General features: G+C 38.2%; 16 protein-coding genes and 1 pseudogene. 15 read left to right on the top strand and 2 right to left on the bottom strand.

Annotated elements, in window-relative coordinates; translation table 11 throughout:
• The first annotated feature begins 144 nt into the window (after positions 1-144).
• Together ACFSCX_RS23640 and ACFSCX_RS23645 are read left to right on the top strand one after the other, a co-directional pair.
• A complete protein-coding gene (locus ACFSCX_RS23640) occupies positions 145-1,065 on the top strand; it encodes a bifunctional helix-turn-helix transcriptional regulator/GNAT family N-acetyltransferase (RefSeq protein WP_377930721.1) in 921 nt (306 codons plus the stop codon).
• Positions 1,066-1,937: 872 nt separating this feature from the next.
• Positions 1,938-2,171 carry a hypothetical protein gene (locus ACFSCX_RS23645; RefSeq protein WP_377930722.1) on the top strand — a complete coding sequence of 78 codons (234 nt, stop codon included), beginning with the start codon at positions 1,938-1,940 and terminating at the stop codon, positions 2,169-2,171.
• Positions 2,172-2,223: 52 nt separating this feature from the next.
• Here the strand turns inward: ACFSCX_RS23645 and ACFSCX_RS23650 are convergent.
• Positions 2,224-2,313 (bottom strand): annotated as a pseudogene (locus ACFSCX_RS23650) (IS3 family transposase); the annotation flags it as partial.
• A gap of 432 nt (positions 2,314-2,745) precedes the next feature.
• Here ACFSCX_RS23650 and ACFSCX_RS23655 point away from each other — a divergent pair.
• The 7 genes from ACFSCX_RS23655 (at position 2,746) to ACFSCX_RS23685 (ending at position 7,984) form a co-directional block, all read left to right on the top strand.
• A complete protein-coding gene (locus tag ACFSCX_RS23655) occupies positions 2,746-3,192 on the top strand; it encodes a YaiI/YqxD family protein (RefSeq protein WP_377930949.1) in 447 nt (148 codons plus the stop codon).
• A 141-nt stretch (positions 3,193-3,333) separates the two neighbouring features.
• Positions 3,334-3,525, top strand: coding sequence for a hypothetical protein (locus ACFSCX_RS23660; protein WP_377930723.1), 192 nt, complete (start codon positions 3,334-3,336; stop codon positions 3,523-3,525).
• A gap of 66 nt (positions 3,526-3,591) precedes the next feature.
• Positions 3,592-3,666 (top strand): FAD-dependent oxidoreductase, encoded by a 75-nt coding sequence (locus ACFSCX_RS23665; RefSeq protein ID WP_377930950.1) that lies wholly within the window; start codon positions 3,592-3,594, stop codon positions 3,664-3,666.
• A 50-nt stretch (positions 3,667-3,716) separates the two neighbouring features.
• Positions 3,717-3,875: a hypothetical protein gene (locus ACFSCX_RS23670; protein WP_377930724.1), complete on the top strand. Its 159-nt coding sequence runs from the start codon at positions 3,717-3,719 to the stop codon at positions 3,873-3,875.
• A gap of 329 nt (positions 3,876-4,204) precedes the next feature.
• Positions 4,205-5,359, top strand: coding sequence for a CdaR family transcriptional regulator (locus ACFSCX_RS23675; RefSeq protein WP_377930725.1), 1,155 nt, complete (start codon positions 4,205-4,207; stop codon positions 5,357-5,359).
• A gap of 131 nt (positions 5,360-5,490) precedes the next feature.
• The gene (locus ACFSCX_RS23680; RefSeq protein WP_377930726.1) at positions 5,491-6,627 is read left to right on the top strand and encodes a glycerate kinase; all 1,137 of its coding nucleotides are present in this window, start codon (positions 5,491-5,493) and stop codon (positions 6,625-6,627) included.
• Position 6,628: 1 nt separating this feature from the next.
• On the top strand, positions 6,629-7,984 hold the full coding sequence (locus tag ACFSCX_RS23685; RefSeq protein ID WP_377930727.1) for a GntP family permease: 1,356 nt from the start codon (positions 6,629-6,631) through the stop codon (positions 7,982-7,984).
• Between the two features lie 267 nt (positions 7,985-8,251).
• Here ACFSCX_RS23685 and ACFSCX_RS23690 read toward each other — a convergent pair whose 3' ends face one another.
• Positions 8,252-10,150 (bottom strand): transglycosylase domain-containing protein, encoded by a 1,899-nt coding sequence (locus tag ACFSCX_RS23690; protein ID WP_377930728.1) that lies wholly within the window; start codon positions 10,148-10,150, stop codon positions 8,252-8,254.
• A gap of 514 nt (positions 10,151-10,664) precedes the next feature.
• Between ACFSCX_RS23690 and ACFSCX_RS23695 the strand changes: the two genes are divergently transcribed.
• The 6 genes from ACFSCX_RS23695 to ACFSCX_RS23720 all read left to right on the top strand — a co-directional run bounded on the left by ACFSCX_RS23695 (position 10,665) and on the right by ACFSCX_RS23720 (position 17,859).
• Positions 10,665-11,243 (top strand): Uma2 family endonuclease, encoded by a 579-nt coding sequence (locus tag ACFSCX_RS23695; RefSeq protein WP_377930729.1) that lies wholly within the window; start codon positions 10,665-10,667, stop codon positions 11,241-11,243.
• 318 nt (positions 11,244-11,561) lie between these two features.
• Complete coding sequence (locus ACFSCX_RS23700) at positions 11,562-12,722, top strand: YecA family protein (protein ID WP_377930730.1); 1,161 nt, start codon at positions 11,562-11,564, stop codon at positions 12,720-12,722.
• Between the two features lie 363 nt (positions 12,723-13,085).
• Positions 13,086-13,649, top strand: a complete 564-nt coding sequence (locus tag ACFSCX_RS23705; RefSeq protein ID WP_377930731.1) for a Uma2 family endonuclease — start codon at positions 13,086-13,088, stop codon at positions 13,647-13,649.
• Between the two features lie 478 nt (positions 13,650-14,127).
• Positions 14,128-15,066 carry an EamA family transporter RarD gene (rarD, locus tag ACFSCX_RS23710; protein ID WP_377930732.1) on the top strand — a complete coding sequence of 313 codons (939 nt, stop codon included), beginning with the start codon at positions 14,128-14,130 and terminating at the stop codon, positions 15,064-15,066.
• Positions 15,067-16,004: 938 nt separating this feature from the next.
• Entirely contained in the window at positions 16,005-16,529 is a 525-nt protein-coding gene (locus ACFSCX_RS23715; protein ID WP_377930733.1) for an RNA polymerase sigma factor, read from the top strand.
• Positions 16,519-17,859, top strand: a complete 1,341-nt coding sequence (locus ACFSCX_RS23720; protein WP_377930734.1) for a DUF4179 domain-containing protein — start codon at positions 16,519-16,521, stop codon at positions 17,857-17,859. The genes ACFSCX_RS23715 and ACFSCX_RS23720 overlap by 11 nt, the downstream gene beginning before the upstream one ends.
• Positions 17,860-17,996: the final 137 nt, after the last annotated feature.

Raw genomic sequence — 17,996 nt, forward strand, 5'->3', positions numbered from 1 at the left:
GAACAGGGGACGGTTCTTCTGCTTCTAGTATGGAAGCGGGAGAACCGTCTCTTCGTCTTTATTTAGTTGACTTAGTCAACTAAATATTTTATGCTATAGTTAGTTGTAATTTTCAAACTATTGATATAGAGGGGTGGTAGTGAGATGGATAGGCTTCAATATGCAGAAAAGATTAGGAAATTCAACCGTTATTATGCGAGCGTTTTAGGTAAAATCGATCAAGAAATTTATCATCAACCTTATCCATTAACGGAAGCAAGTGTCATTACTGAAATTAAGGTTAGGAATGGTTGTACAGCAACAGAAGTGAGAGAAGATCTAGGAATTGACCGTGGTTATATGAGTAGAATCCTTCAAAAGTTTGAAGATGAAAAAATTATTTATAAAGAGCAATCTTCTGTTGATAAACGGCAATACCTTCTTTATCTTACTGTCGATGGTAATGAAATTTATCAAAAGCTAGTAGAAACGGCCAATCGTGAAGTTGGAAAAATGATAGAATGCATACCTACTAATGAATTAAACCGGCTAATCAGTTCAATGGAATCCATAGAATCCATTTTTTCAACCGAACACGTTCTTCAGCCAAATGTCTCCATTCGACCTTTTCAACCAGGAGATGTTGGTTTCGTCGCTCACCTTCATGGTAGGTTATACGAACATACATATAAATTTGGGGAAATGTTTGAATATTACGTGATGAAGGGTTTAACAGAATTTATGATTAATACCGATGGGGGAGAGCTATGGATTGCCGAAGTGGATGGGAAAATGGTTGGTTCCATTGCCATCACAAAATCTAATGATTCTGTTGCCCAGCTAAGGTGGTTTATTCTCGATGAGAACTATCATGGTATGGGTATAGGGAAGAAGTTGATGGAGACGGCTATTCATTTCTGTAAAGAACAAGGTTACAAACATATATTTTTATGGACAGTCAATATTTTAGACACAGCACGTTATCTTTATAAAAAGTATCAGTTCAAATTAACTGAAGAAAGACCAAATCATGAATGGACAGGAACAAAGTTAATCGAAGAACGATGGGATTTAAATCTTACTTAAGGAAAAGTAAAGAAAGTACGATTACGAATAGTAGTGAGCGATACGTCTATGCAGTTATGAAGAAAAACAGAAGGTGGAACATGTTTTAAAGGAGTACGTTTCCGTTTATCCCGTTCCAACTGATGCTAAGACCCCCACTTCAAAACGTTAGATGAATCGAGAAGTTTAAGTGGGGGATAAGCGCCAGTAAGAACCCTGAAAAGGAACACAAACTAAAGTCGCCACCTCCTGTGGCAACGTCTGTGTGACCCACAGTGTGGGCCGGGGCTAACAATCGAACCCCCCCACTGATTGAAGTTTCACTTTATAAAGTAAGTATGTTATGAAATAAGATCGTTTAATGGTTTGTTAGGGTAAAATTATACAAAAGGGGATTGCCATGAAAACGACAAAACCACATCAAAAACGTTGTGGGCTATAAGTATAGCTGCAAACATTCTCTAATCTGTTTATTGCTCGGATTACTATCATCTAATTTTTGGGTATTATTGATTGGATTGGTTATCGTTTTCCTTTTATCTATAGAGATGGTAAAAAAGACTATTGAAGAAATAAGAGTGAAGTAAGCAAAATTTCTCCAAAAGGGAGTATGGAACTTAATACTTATTTATGGGATCTTCCTGTACGGTTTTCCTTTTGGTCTATTTATGGCATTTGAAAGCTGGGGCCGTACAGCATTATTAGCCCATTAAGTGGAGGCAGTATTTACGGTTCACTCATGTATTTTTTTATGAAAAATAATTACAATAAACATACAAATGTGAACTTAAAATGAAGAAAGCAGGTGACGGTTCTTCAGATCCCATAAAGGAAGCAAGATACCGTCCATCTGCTTCATGGCCATAAGGTCTTCGTATATAGGAGGTGTTGTCATGTATTTACTCTTATCTATTATCTTATCTACATTATTAGGTTATTTATTGATTGTGATTCATCCGTTAGTCGGAGGTGTTATCGCTTTTGGTATCATTGCAGGTGTATTATTTAGAGGACTATATTTACTGAATAGCATAAATAATAGACTTGTGAAGAGTTATCCAAAGACGGATAAAGTTCAAGATGCATATGAACAGTATTTAAGTGAGAAAGAAAAGGGTTCTTCATAATGACGAGGAGACGGTTCCAATAGGAAAGAAGAGACAGGAGATGAACTGAACCCGCAGTTACTTGGGATTGGATCCTGTATTGTAAAGGACTCATTCCTTTTAGTTTTGCTTTCATACGTTTATTGTTGTAATAGGTGATAAACGGTGCGCTTTGTGCTTTTTGTCCAATTGGGTCAAATGTAGTAGCAAAGTATGAATGGGTTGATTTCCACAACTATCGAAACCCCTGAACTGAATCGTGCAAGAGTTTTCCCACGAATCCATGCATCAGTATGGGAAATAACCGTGGAGTTTAATAGTTTTATATAACTAGAGGGACCGTTCTTCTGGCTGTTATCTGTTTGAAAATGTCAATAGAAATCGTCCCTCTGGTACTAAACGAATTGGGCATGCATCTATATCCAACGATGGAGGTCGACGAAACCACCATTTCAAATAAGGAGAATTCAGCTGGGATTATTCATAAACATTTTAAATAATCCCTTTATTTCATACGTTTATGAAAAAGAGAGTTAGAGGTATCTCAAAGGTTGAGGTTGAAAATAATGAGTGATGTAAATAGGAGGTGCTCAATCTGAAAATTTATGTTGATGCAGATGCCTGTCCGGTAAAAGATATAATCATTTTTGAAGGAAGGAATGCGGATATTCCAGTTATCCTTGTAACGAGCTTTTCTCATTTTTCTAATGCCGAACAACCATCAGGAGTGGAAACCATCTATGTTGATTCTGGAGCAGATGCTGCAGATTATCGGATTATGAAGTTAGCAGAAAAAGGAGATATTATTGTTACACAAGATTATGGTCTTGCTTCGCTAGGATTAGCAAAAGGAATGATCGTTGTCCATCATAAAGGATTTAGTTATACAAATGAAAACATTGACCAATTATTACAAACACGTTATTTAAGTGCAATGGCTCGAAAAAGTGGAAAGCGGACTAAGGGACCAAAACCTTTTACAGCAGAAGATCGGGAGCAATTTAGGAGGCTTTTTAAACAAGTTATTTCTCGTGATGAATAACATAGTCTCCCTACATAAAATGTTTTCTAGGGGACTTGAATGGGGGAATATAGTGCTATCCCTTAGTTTAAGGGCTTTTCAATAAAAATTTATTCGTGCTGTTCATGGGGAACGGATTGGATATGAAAGGAGATAAATACGTTGAAGTATATGAAATCGCAAATGCAACAGCTAATCAAAGATCATAAAGAACTACATACACGCTTAAAAGAGTTAAAGGTAGAACACGGCCTTGGAAAGAACGATGCCATCAAGGCTCTGTACCATTCAGAAGTTGCGGACGGAGGAAAATACCAGCTAGCCTACCAAGCACTTGACCAGCCTAAGAAGTAGAGTTAAAGATATGAAGGATCCTATTATCAATGTTGGAGCAGGCTTAAGTGGACTTCGTGCGCGTCTTTGCTAATTTCACAAGGTTTTGAGGTTAGGGTTCTAGAGGCGCGGGGGCGAATCGGAGGAAGAGTTTTAAGTTAAGTGGCCCTGGAAGACAGACCTAAAATCGGCACGTTTGATTTAGGACCAACTTGGTTCCCGATTATGATTTACCAACAGGTGCTAATGTATGGGAAAAGAAAAGCATTTTTGCTGGGACAGAAACATCCTCTGAACACGGGGGGCATCTTGAAGGCGCCCTTAGTTCAGCTGAACGAGCTGTTTTTGAAGTGAAGGAAGTATTCAAATAAATTCATAAAATAGGAAGCAAGAGAACCGTCCCACTGCTTCTAAAGGTGCCTGCCCCCCCCTGCGTTAATGCTTTAGCTTTCGGGAATCAGGCACCTTTTTTCTTGCTTCTTTCAGACGGTTATGGGGGCATAGCTTTTCTTACGTTGAATGCTAAACAATCAGTTTGATTATCCTTATCAAAATGAAGATGAAAATCAGATTGTTGAAAAACAATACGAGGCTTAATAATCATGTAGGTGCTAAGGGACAATGGGTTTAGTTATCCCTGTCCCCTTCGGGTCTTAAGATATGCTATAGTAATGGTTAAATTCCAAGCTAGGAGATCAAAATGAAACTCACGAAAGAAATGGCTTATCCAATATTACAGAAGTTAACAAACACGTTAAATTATAATATCAACATCATGGACGAACAAGGAATCATCATTGCGAGTGTTGATCCAAACCGAATGGACTCGTATCATGAAGGAGCAATTGAAGTTCTGAAAACAAAGAAAGCCCTTATTCTAACGAATGAAGAGACAGGACGTTTTTCTGGAACAAAAGAAGGGGTGAACCTTCCTGTTGAATTTATGGGGGACATCATTGGAGTGGTTGGGATTACAGGGAAGCCGGATGAAGTGTTAGAGCTAGCACAAATCACAAAAATAACGGTAGAGTTAATGCTGCAACAAATGTACCTACAGAGACAAGCTCAATTTGAAAAGCAGTTAACCCATTCTTGGGTGCTTGACCTGATAAATCCAGATTTTGAAGATGAAAAAAGATTATCCAATCATGCCAAGCATTTTTTGAAGATTGAAGTTGAGAAAGAACTATTTGTGATCTTGATAGAAATGCCGATGTTACATTCCATACATCCTTTGACAGATTTGATGAAAAGAACGGAACTAATAGAGCAAGTTGATCGTCATGTGAAAGCAATTAACCATGATATTGCTTTCATGGATGTTACCCATCATGACTTCATGATAATGGGTATGAACCTTCATCATCATCTTACAGAAGAGGAAGTAGCGAAATCATTATTTCAGTCATTGTGTAAAATGGACAAAAATCTTTACATCGATAGTACAATAGCGGTTGGAAAACCGTATTCAAACATAAGTGGGTTTAGGAAATCCTATTTTGAAGCAAAACAAACGTTACATCTTATGAAAAAATTTAACAATAGCTCAAGGGTTAGTCACGTTAGTGAATGGGGCATTATTCGACTGTTGGACCAAGTTCCTGCTGCTGAACGGGGGGAATTCTTACACCAGTATTCAATAAATGATTTACCGGTTGATTTAAAAGAAACATTGAACGCCTTATTAGAGTGTGATCAAAATTTGACATTAACGGCAGAAAAGCTTCATATTCATCGGAATACATTAACATATCGATTAGAAAGTATTCGACAAATTCTTGGTCTAAACCCTAAATCTCTGAATGATTTAACGACATTAAAAATCCTTCTGATATTACAACAATTGGATACATAAGATCGTATTTGTGCATTTGCACAAAAAATCTGAACATTGGGGGCATAAACTTTGGGGCAGCTCCCAATGTTTTTATTATTGAAATATTGTTAAATATTAGATAAGTAAAAAAAAAAGAAAAGGTGTTGTATATGAACATAGTAGTTGCACCAGATTCTTTTAAAGGGAGTTTATCTGCCTTGGAGGCTGGAACAATTATTCAAAAAGCCTTTTGCACAGTATTACCACAAGCACATATTGATGTTATTCCAATGGCTGATGGTGGTGAAGGCACGCTTGAAACCCTTTTATTTTCAACAAAAGGAAAACGCTTTCAAATAGAGGTAACAGGTCCATTAGGAGAAAAGGTGCTTACAGAGTACGGTGTTTTTGGTGACGACGATACCGTTATCATTGAGATGGCGAAGATTTCTGGCCTTCCAATGGTGCCAGAAGAAAAAAGAAACCCTCTGGATACGACAACTTTTGGTATTGGTGAAGTCATACAAGAAGCCATTCAAAAAGGTTACCGTAAGTTTATTGTTGGGCTTGGTGGAAGCGCTACCAATGATGGAGGGCTCGGGATGCTTCTCGCATTAGGGGTAACCTTTCTGGACCGTAATGGTCAAACCGTTTCTCCATTCGGTTCTTCTGTACAACAGGTAGCAAAGGTCGATTATTCAACAATGAATCCTATTGTCAGAGAATGTTCATTCCAAATTGCAAGTGATGTGGAGAATCCTCTTTGTGGTGAAAACGGTGCTTCAGCTGTTTTTGGACCTCAAAAAGGGGCAACTGAAGAAATGGTCCATCAGTTAGATGCAGCCCTAGCACACTATGGTCAGGTAATAGAAGAACATTTGAAGCATCCCTTTATGGCCAAGCAAGGGGCTGGAGCTGCGGGGGGACTCGGATTTGCGTTTCTTACAATTGGGGGAGAAATGATGTCTGGGGCCCAATTAATTGGCGATGCAGCCGGTTTACAAGAAAAGATAAAAAAAGCAGATCTTATTATTACAGGTGAAGGTCAAAGTGACTTTCAGACATTGTTTGGAAAGGTTCCAGGCTATATAGGGAAGTTAGCCGCTGAACATAATGTAAGAGCCCTTTTACTATCTGGCAGCTTAGGTAAAGGGTATGAGGAACTATACAAGTATTTTGTTGGCTGTGATTCTATTGTAACTGGGCCTATGCACTTACAGGAGTGTATTGAAAAAGCTGATACGTTGCTGTATCAAAAAGCAGTGAATATCGCTAGATTGATTAAACATTTTGAAGGGGGAAATTGAAATGGAAGGACCATTATTATTTTTCATTATATTACTCGGAGTCGCATTTATCGTGTTCGCCACGGCGAAATTAAAAATCCATCCGTTTTTATCGTTATTATTTGCTGCATTTCTAGTTGGAATACTAGCAGGTCTCCCATTAAATACAATTGTTGAAGCAGTAAATGGTGGCTTTGGTGGATTAATGGGTTATATTGGGATTGTCATTGTGGCAGGTACAATTATTGGTACGGTTCTAGAAAAATCGGGTGCTGCACTCCGAATGGCTGAAGTTGTTCTTCGTTTAGTAGGAGAAAAACGTCCTCAATTAGCCATGTCACTTATTGGTGCAATTGTAAGTATTCCGGTATTTTGTGATTCAGGCTATGTTATATTATCAAGTTTGAAAAAGTCACTTGCTAGACGTGCAAAGGTTGCCATTGCATCAATGTCAGTCGCACTTGCAACAGGTTTATATGCAACTCATACTTTAGTACCTCCAACTCCAGGTCCGATTGCGGCTGCTGGTAATATCGGTGCAAGTGATTATTTAGGAACGATTATTTTAGTCGGTTTAGTTGTTGCTATTCCTACTATTTTAGTAGGGTACTTTTGGGCAATGAAGGTAGGAACAAAGATTGAGGTGCAGGATGAAGGAGAATTACAGTTTGATTATGATGATATTGTAAAATCGTTTGGTAAGCTACCGTCAACAACAAAGTCATTTGCTCCTATTGTTTTACCTATTCTTTTAATTGGTATAGGTTCGGTCGTGAAATTCCTTCAAATGGAAGGATCATTTGCTAACTTCCTTGTTTTCTTAGGATCTCCTCTTGTCGCCCTTTTAGTGGGTGTAATTGCTTCCTTTTTCTTAATGCCTAAGTTAAATGAAGAAACATTAACAGGTTGGGTTGGCGACGGGTTAAAGGATGCTTCAACCATTCTATTAATTACTGGTGCTGGTGGAGCATTTGGATCAGTCATTAAAGCAACACCAGTAGCAGAATTGATAAAAGGCTTTGCAGATGGTGGATTATTCAGTGGAGCATTCCTTTTAGTAATTCCGTTTATCATTGCGGCAGCATTAAAAACAGCACAAGGATCTTCGACAGCAGCATTAGTCGTAACGTCTACGCTGATTGCACCATTACTACCACAAATGGGAATTGAAGGAGCTTTACCACTAGCGCTTGTTGTCATGGCAATCGGTGCAGGGGCAATGGCAGTAAGCCATGTTAATGATAGTTATTTCTGGGTAGTAAAAGAGTTTAGTGGAATGAAGGTAACAGACGCGTATAAAGCACAAACAATGGCCACTCTATTACAAGGCTTAGTTGCTATTATGACCACGATGTTATTATGGATTATTTTCGTTTAGTAAAATGAGAGATGTCATGAAAACTCGTGATTTTTGAAAACGTTTTTAAAAAAAATACAAGGACTTTTATCTTGCTAGGCAGAACATTTATTGTTGAATGTTTTGTCTAGCTATTTTTTTGGGGGACTTATGAAACGTCATGTGGTTTTTGCTTACATAGTATACTTATTTTTGTGACAAAATCTCTGTCCTATATCATGGGACGTGGGTGCTTGACCCCAATACGTTAATACTTAGTGTATTGGAAATCAGGCACCTTTTCCTCATTTAATCATCTTCATCATTCTTATCTCGCTTACCTTTGCCTTTCCCGTTCCCTTTTCCTCTATCTTTTTTATCTCTATCCTTGTCTCTGTCTTTGCCTCGCCCTTTTTCTTTCTGTCTTTCCTGTTCTTTTTCTTTTAGATACTTACCAACTAACGGTAAGTCGAACTCTTTTTCACCAAGTTCATCCATAGAACCGGAGATAATTTTTTGAAAGATGACGGCAGCAGTGGAGCCACTTGATGATGTTAAGTAGTGATTTTTGTCTGTCTTTTCGTATCCTAACCAAACAGCCCCCACGATTTCGGGTGTATAGCCGACAAACCAGTGGTCCTTTGAGCCACCGTTTGTTCCTTCAAAAGGTACTTGGGTGGTGCCAGTTTTACCGGCAATTTCAATTCCACGAACATTTGCGTTTTTTCCTGTTCCTTGAGAAACGACTCCCTTTAACATGAAGGTCATTTTTTGAGCAACACTTTCATCTGTCACTTTGCTTGCTTTTTCTTCCCAGCTCGTAATGACCTCACCATTGGCATTCTCGATTTTCGTTATGGTATGTGCCTCGATCATCACACCATTGTTGGGGAACGTAGAAAAGGCTTGAGCCATTTTTAATGGGGAGGTTCCCTTATGCAATCCTCCAAGTGCTAAACCATAGGAATGATCTTCTTTTTCTAAAGGAATACCGAATTTCCGGGCGGCCTTTACGCCATTTTCAAGTCCAATCTGGTATAACAACCAAACAGCAGGGATGTTATAGGATTTGACAACGGCTTCGTACATGGACACTTCTCCGCGATAGTTTCCATCATAGTTTTTAGGTTTATATTCTCCGATTCGAATCGGCTTATCTAGGAGTCGATTGGTCATTTCGTAGCCCTGTTCTAAGGCTGAAGTATAGACGGCAAGCGGCTTCATTGTAGACCCCGGTTGTCTTACCAAGTCTGTTGCATAATTAAAGTTTCCGTACGTGAAATCACCTCTACCACCAACTAACGCCACAATTCCACCAGTTTTAGAATCAATTAAGACCGTACCACTTTGGATCAGCTGGTCTGACGTACTCTCCGGAAAATTAGCATCATCGTTGTAGACCGATTCCACTACTTTTTGAATCGCAGGATTTAACTCCGTATAGATTCGAAGCCCGCCAGAGAGAACCTCATTTGCGGTCAGGTTATATTTTTCCGTTGCTTCGCTAATGATTTGATCAACATAATACGGATAGTTCCCCTTATATTTTTCCTGCCCTTTACCAATCAATTCGATAGGCTCAGCTTTTGCCTGTTCCATCTCCGCTTGACTAATATACCCTTCATTTCTCATGAGGGTTAACACCAGGTCTCGTCGTTCCTTGGCCTTCTCCATATTCTTGTAGGGAGATAGTTTAGAAGGAGCCTTAATAAGACCTGCGAGAGTGGCAGATTCTTGTAACGTTAATTCACTTGCATTCTTTCCAAAATAAATCTGAGCGGCACGTTCAATTCCCCAAGCACCTTCACCAAAATAGATTTGGTTTATATAGCGTTCCAGGATTTCATCTTTAGAGTATGTTCTCTCTATTTTCATCGATAAAATTAACTCTTTAAACTTTCGCGAATACGTACGTTCCTGATTAAGAAACGCATTCTTAGAGAGCTGCTGGGTAATGGTACTCCCGCCTGCCACCACTTCGCCCTCTATCGTATTTCGTAAAAACGCACGAGCAATTCCAATCATATCAATCCCATTATGCTTGAAAAAACGCTGGTCCTCTGTTGAGATCACTGCGTTAATGACGTGTTCGGATACTTCTTCCAAGCTAACTCCTTCAATTTTAGAGTTGGAGACCTTACTAGCTAACTCCCCATTTCGGTCAAAAATTAATGTGGGCTGCGGTTCAGGATTTTCTAATTTGCTCACATCCGCAGTCCAGATCATGAAATTTATAACCATGAGACTGACAAGCCCCAGGATGAGGAAGCCAAGGAGTATTTGTCGTTTTCGTTTGTATGTCAGATAACTTTTCCACAAGGAGTTCAATTCCTGTTTTCTTTGTTGTCGTCGTTCCGTTCTGTTCACAGATATTCCACCTTTTTTTCTCGTTAAGGGATCATACAGCTTTGTTTATGACCCTTCTGTTTCAAAGTACCTATATTAGTTCGGATGGTGGGTGGTTTTTTTGGTCGTTGGTTTTCTGAAAAGGTAAGTGTAGAGGCAATTAAAAGATGTGTCGTATTGGGGGTCAGGCACTTTTTTCTACAATTCCGCAGATAGGTCTTTACTTTTATGCCTGACCCCATTACTTTAAAGCGCTGTGAACGTACTACTCTATTAAACGGTGATTGTATGAAAAAATGTTTACATTCATTCTAGTTATTATCAAAGTTCAGGTCCACATGGTACAATTTAGATAAACAGTAGGAGGTTGCTACTAATGACGAGACCAAAGAATCCATCCCATCTGATCAAGGAATCTGGATGGACAGTAGACGATTACTACCAGCTTCCAGAGGACGGAAATCAATACGAAATAATAAACGGTGTGTTAGAATTAAAACCCTCACCGAGTACGACTCACCAACGAATTAGTCATCAGCTTGGAAAAAAGATCACTGATAGCTGCGATCGGGACTATATCATTCTTTATGCACCAGTTGATGTGATTCTATCTGAAAATGAAACAAGGCAGCCAGATATTCTGATGATTCATCGTAGCCGTGAACATATCATTGAAGAACATGCCGTTGTTGGAACACCTGATCTTGTAGTGGAAATTCTATCACCCAACAGTATCAAAAGGGACCGCTCGGTCAAACATGAGTCCTACGCACGTTTTGGTGTGCCTGAGTACTGGATAGTTGACCCAGGTAATCTTGTCATTGAACAGTATATACAAATAGAGGAAGGACAACCTTATCAGTTAATGAACGTCTTTACCGAAAAAGAGCAGGTTAATTCTGAGCGTGTACCGTGTCTATCTTTCACAGTAGGCGATGTGTTGCAAATTCGCTAGTCAGGAAGCAAGGTGCCTCCCCAACATACGTTATTGCTTTAAGCAAACTTGGGGGAGGCATCTTTTTGTGGAAACAAAAGTGAGAATTGCCTACCTTGAACTACCAATAAACTCAATTCACCCTTTTGGGATAGAAGGTACAGTGAAATGTCCCTTCTATTTTTTAAAAGGGACAAAGTCCATGTCCCTTTTGGATGTCTCGGTATTAATCACGTTATAACTGTTTTCGCTCTCTGAATGTATGTAGCATTTTGCAAAAAGTACTGAAAGAATAAACACCAAACAATCATTATTTTTTAAGAAGAAAGGGATTGAACCATGACATTTTTAGAAAAAATAAAACCTCATCTCGTCTCTGATGACTACCTCGTTCAGGAGACCATTCTTCATGCTATACATGATTATCCGTTTTTACCTGAAGAATGGACCGTTCAATTACTAGAAGAGGGATTTCGAAATCATGAAAAATTAACTACTGTTCTGATCTATATTGATAATCAACTGATCACTGAAGATGCTGTGAAGATTTTACTTGAAAATATCCCAAAGATGGATCAATCGAAGCTTCACCTGGCAATTCGATTACTACAATCCGTCGAGCCATCACTAGCTATCAAGTACAGGGATGAACTAAAGCCTTACATAAGACAAGACCTTTGGGAATTATATGACCTCATGCTTCATGGAGATGAGGACGAAATCCAAATGAAGTATGATGAAATCCTTCATTTACTAGAGACGGCTGACTCCTATCAGCATCAACTCTTTTTTAAGGCGAAGCTCCTTACGAAATGGATGGTCCAACATGAATGGTGGTCGGAAGAAGAAATAGCAAGAGATATGCAAGAGGAAGTAAAACCTGAATGGTTTACGTTTCATGGAATATTAACAGTCTATGCAATCGGGCTATTAAAGCTTGAATCGTATATTCCAACTCTTGCCAGTTTATTAGTAAGAGATGAAGATATTTTATTAGAGGAAGTAGCAACAGCCTTGATCGGGTTCCAATCCGATGCCGTCGTAAAGGAAGTACAGCCATACTTGCTTAAAGAGGAATCTGTTATTTTTGCGGCATCCGTTATAGAAAATATTAAATCTGTGTTTGCAATTGAAACGTTAAAAAAAGCGTATCCAGTTGTTGATGAGGAAGATCAGGAACTTATATTTGAAGCGCTTGCTCATCAATTATCCATAGATGCCCTTCCTGAAATTGAAGACTATATGGCAAAGAAATATCACTACAATATTGTTGATACTGACCAGGTAGCGTATGCGTATTACTCAATATTAGGCTTTGAGCATCCTGACTTACAGGCATGGAAGAAATCGGCTCTCGAAAAAGAAATGATATTCAAGGAAGAATCGAAAAAGAACTCTCTTCTTTTTCAAAGCCCCATTAAAATAGAGCCAAAGGTTGGGCGTAATGATCCATGTCCATGTGGAAGCGGGAAGAAATATAAGAAGTGTTGCGGGAAGTAGTAACTTAAAGATAAACCAATGGTAGAGTGATATTAATTGGATGGACAGGATGTCTCTAAGGTTTGGGACAAGGTCCCTGTCATCTACCAGATGACACTAGTTTTGGGTCGATGGTGATGGAGATACATCTTTCAATACAGATGACCAGATGGGCATATGATTTGCACTGGTTACTAAAAAATCTCTTGAATCAGGTGCCTGATCCTCAGTACGTTAATACTTTAGCGTACTGGGGGTCAGGCACCTTTATTCTCGGGGACAGAATTGAACTGTACCTATGTAATTCCTGGTCTATAATACGCTCTGGCTATTTAGAATGTGTTAGAATGTAAATAACGATATCGGGTTTAAGGAGTGGGTGTTGTGAGTCACTATCAGAAAGACCACGTTTCAGTAGATGAGTACTTTAAAATCCGTGAAAGTAGTGAAGATTTATTGGAGTATATTGATGGTACGGTGTATATGTCTCCATCACCATCAACCAGGCATCAACGAATATCAAGTAGACTTCATATCAAATTGGGTAATTTCCTTGAAGGGAAACATTGTGAGGTATTTCATGCCCCACTTGATATTGAATTAAAAAATGAAGAGATAGAAGGAACAAAAATTGTAATCCCAGATATTAGTGTATTATGCGATAAAAGTGGATTTACAGACCAACGATATGTAGGAGTTCCTGATTTAATAGTCGAAATCCTTAGCCCATCAAATCAATCCCACGACCTAATTACAAAATTAAATCTATATATGAATTACGGAGTCAAAGAATACTGGATCATTAATCCAATGCTAAATACGGTCACGGTATATTCACTAAATAATGATAAAATGTATGAACAGCATGATATGCAAACAAATGTTGGATGCGTCTCATCTAAGGTTTTAGAAGGATTTCAAATAGATCTAGAATATTTATTTTGTTAGGAAAAAATAAAGTGGACAGGTAAGTAAATGGAAAGATAAGTATATAGGTTGAATTACAAGTGCCAGACCCAATTTTACTAAGCGTTAATGATTGAGGGTCTGGCATCTTATTCTATAATGGGGTTTCATTGCCTGCCACTGGCACTATTAGAAAAACTATAATTTCAAGTGAAAACCAAAGGAAGGTCCTGCTGGTATTATTGTGTAAAATTTTACGATCGAAACTATACCTAATATAGGTGCCTGACCCTCAGAACGTTAATACTTTAGCGAACCGGGGGTCTGGCATCTTTCTGGGGATAGGTTATTTGTTTTGAAGTGTTAGCTATGTTAAATCACATTATTTAACATCATGACGGGTTAGGCTGTATAGTGAGAATATCCAATATTTTTATAGTGCTACATTCATTAGATCCCAATAAACTAGTAGTGAAGTTATAAAAAAGACGGGATAACTATAAAACAGAAGAGGTAGAGTATGGAACGTGAGAATACAATAGGTATTTCCTTTACAGCAAGTTCATTTCTTTTATGGGGGCTATTGCCCATCTACTGGAAATTTTTAAATCAAGTACCAGCACTTGAAATTTTAGCACACCGTGTCATTTGGTCGTTTGTTATTGTTTTGGTCATTGTGCTTTTCTTGAAAAGAAACCAGTTAAAGAATTTCTTTCAAGTTCAAATGAGTCAGAAAAAAACATGGTTTGCACTTTTCCTAGCTTCGTTGTTTATTAGTATTAACTGGTTAACTTATATATTTGCGGTCAATTCAAACCACATTGTTGAGGCAAGCTTGGGTTACTATATTAATCCGCTAGTCGCTGTGATGTTAGGGGTTTTTGTCTTGCGAGAAAAGATGAATAAATGGCAGGTCATTTCTTTTGTGTTAGCAGCGATTGGTGTTATCTATATGACAGTATCGCTTGGAAAACTTCCCTGGGTTGCACTTGTATTAGCTTTTTCATTTGGTTTTTATGGACTGTCTAAAAAACTAATAAAGGTAGATTCGATTCTTGGTTTACTGTTAGAAACTTTTTTTATTTTACCCTTTGCTTTATTGTTTTCAGCTTACTTAGGGGTAAATAGCCAGCAAAGCTTCTTGGCAGGATCTACCCAGCAGGATTTATTTTTACTAGGATCAGGCATCGCTACAGCCTTACCACTTCTTTGGTTTAGCATTGGGGCTCAAAAGATTCCCTTATTCATGGTCGGCTTCCTGCAATATATTGCACCATCCATTAGCTTACTTATCGGTGTATTCATGTATGGGGAACTCTTTACAACAGATCATGCTATCACCTTTACTTGCATCTGGACAGCACTCGGCATCTTTACGGTCTCTAATATTCGTCAGGTGATGAAAAAGAAAACAGGAAAAATAAATCTAGTAGGCGAACAGCTAGAAGAGACGACATAATTGAATCTAGGGATTAGACACTTTTATTCTGTAACAAGTATAGACTACCCCTTCTTAATGACAAGAGGATGGTATAAACTGTCACCTAAGAAAAAGAAAACCAAAAAGGAAAAACAGATCAAAGGGGATTTTGGGACTACGAACTTGTGTTGTGAAAAGTGCCAGCACGAGTTTGGGGTTTACTGGGAACTAATTTGGGAAATCCAAGAGTGTACGCATGGCTATGTTGGCTTTCATACGACTGTTGTTTACTTGGATTGTCCAAAATGTGAAAAGGTTATTGAGTTAGTTACTAAAATCTATTTAAAATTGGTGCCTGATCCCCAGTGCGTTAATGCTTTAGCGCACTGGGGATCAGGCACTTTTTCTGGAGGAGAAGTTAACAGAAAGGCTCTTATCCTATTGCAAGAGGAATGTATATAAGATAGAGCATCTATATCCATATTTAATAGAAGAATATCCGACTGAGGTTGCCAACCTATTTACTAACCATATTCATAAATATACAGAACAAAGCTCAAACCGAATCTGAATATAAGAAGGTATGCAAGGTCATTAAAACGTATAGGAAAGCTTGTCGAAATGCCCCTACTGAACAATTAATTAATGAGCTTTTGGAAAAGTATGTTAAGAGGCCGGCATTTTTGGGCGAACTTAAAAAGGTAAAATAAATAATATTTGGAGAGTCAGTTGGTTGGGACAAAATCCCTGTCCCCATGGATTCCTTAGACATGACTCTTTGACTAAGTGTTTTGTTAAGAATAAGAGGTAGCAAGACCGGAGAAGAAATAAGTAGAATGATAAACATAGAAGCACCCAAAAACCAACGATGACTAGCATTGTTTAAACGATATTCATTAATTTTTAAAAATTTGAAACCGTTTCCTACATAACGATGTCTCTATAATAGTTAACTTTTTTAAACAAGGTGGTGCACCATGGATAATGATTTCTTTCGTAAAGTGCGAAAGCGGGATGAACAGGCGTTTATAGATATGATGAAAGTGTATAAGCCTGCTATTTACTATACCGCTCTTACGTATTTTAAGAATTCCGACCAGGCAACAGAAGCGGTGCAGGAAGTGACGTTTCGTGCTTATAAAAATATTCACAAGGTTAAAAAGGAAGTGGCGATAAGAGCATGGCTAACCAAAATTACGATCAACTACTGTTTAGATGAAATCAAAAAGCGTAATCGGTTTGTACACTCGGACCAACCTGTGGAGTTTATTCAAACGTCGGAAGACCCGACAACTTCACTATTTATCACAGAAGCGATTCAGACTCTTTCACCAAAATATCAAACGGTCGTTATTCTTAAATACCAACAAGATATGACACTAACAGATATTGCAACTAGTTTAAATCTACCACTAGGCACTGTGAAAACGTATTTAAATCGTGCACTGAAAGAATTAAGAGGGTTCGCAGAGAAGGGAGGATTAATACCGGATGACTATTAAACATGAGGATCAAATTGAAAGAGAATTAAAATCCTTTACGAATCAACCACTTCCTGAAAAGTTAGATCAGCAAATTTATGAAGGGTTTGCTAACGGAAGGCGTTACAAAAATAGATGGGATGTGTTCAAGCATACAGGATTGTCCGTTGCCGCTTTATTTTTATTTTTTGTGCTATCGGTGAATTACATTCCAGGGTTTCAAAAGGTCGCAGGCGATATACCTGGAATTAAGAAATTGGTCGAAATGGTCACCTATGACAAAGGCTTACAAGATGCTATTGAAAATGAATATATCCAAGTGATTGATAAAGCTAACGAAAACGAAGGAATGACCATAACGATTGACAACATCATAGTTGATAAGCGACGTCTCATTATTTTTACTACCCTAGAATCAACAAAAGATTACCAAGAGGTTGGGTTTAAATCCATTCAGTTGCAAGATAAAAATGGAGTTACAATCGGCAACCATCTTCTAAGTGTTGGAACCTATCAACTGGAAAATAATAAGGGTTCCTTAATGATAGACTTTGCTTGGAATGAAGACCAAGATTTTACGAATGAATTGACCTTGAATGTTGAGGTTGGAGAATACAACTTTGAATCTAAAGAAGAAAGTGAACGAATAAAAGGGGCAGTCCCTCTAAGTGTCAAATTTCCAGTAGACTTAGAAAAAATCCAATTGAGTGAAGAACTAATCATCAATCAATCGGTTGAAGTTGAAGGTCAAGTGATCCACTTCGAAAAACTTGTGTCGTATCCAACACGCCAAGTACTCTATCTCTCTTATGATGAAAAGAATACGAAGGATATTTTACAACTCGTGGACCTTCGTCTTGAAAATGAAAAGGGGGAAGTGATCTCTAGAGAAGCTGGTGCTTCCATTAATGGAAATCACCGTACCATTAGTTTAACTGGCAGTTATTTTCAAAATCATAAAGAGCTAAATATTGTGTTTTCAAAGGTTATGGCCTTGGATAAAGACAAAACAAGCGTTGTGGTAGACCTTGAGAAGTCTACCTTGCTAGAGGCACCGGATCAACAATTAACACTTCGTGATGTGACAAAAACCAATATGTTTGGGTTGGAAAATACGTTAGCCATCAACTTTAATATCACACCAGGAATTGATGGAAATAACCATTTTAGTTTGTCGGGTTCTTTTACAGATGCTACTGGAAAGATATTTCATAGTGGCCAGCAATCATCAAGCTCAGGAGAGTACTCGATTTATATAGAAGACCAAGAATATAAAAGCCCTCTGACTTTTGAGGTGAATTATTATCCTGTTTATATAGAGGAAGAGGTTCGTGTTAGAGTGAAGGAATAAAAAAGACAGTTCTATGCTTCCGATGAGGGAGTGGTAGAACTGTCTTCTTTTGTAAAAGTAACTAAGGTTCGACTTCTGTCATTGGATGAAATGCGTTTTATCTTTACAGAAAAAATCCACGAAAAACCTCCTATATT

The organism is Bacillus salitolerans (assembly GCF_042680805.1).
Taxonomy (GTDB): domain Bacteria; phylum Bacillota; class Bacilli; order Bacillales; family SA4; genus Bacillus_CJ; species Bacillus_CJ salitolerans.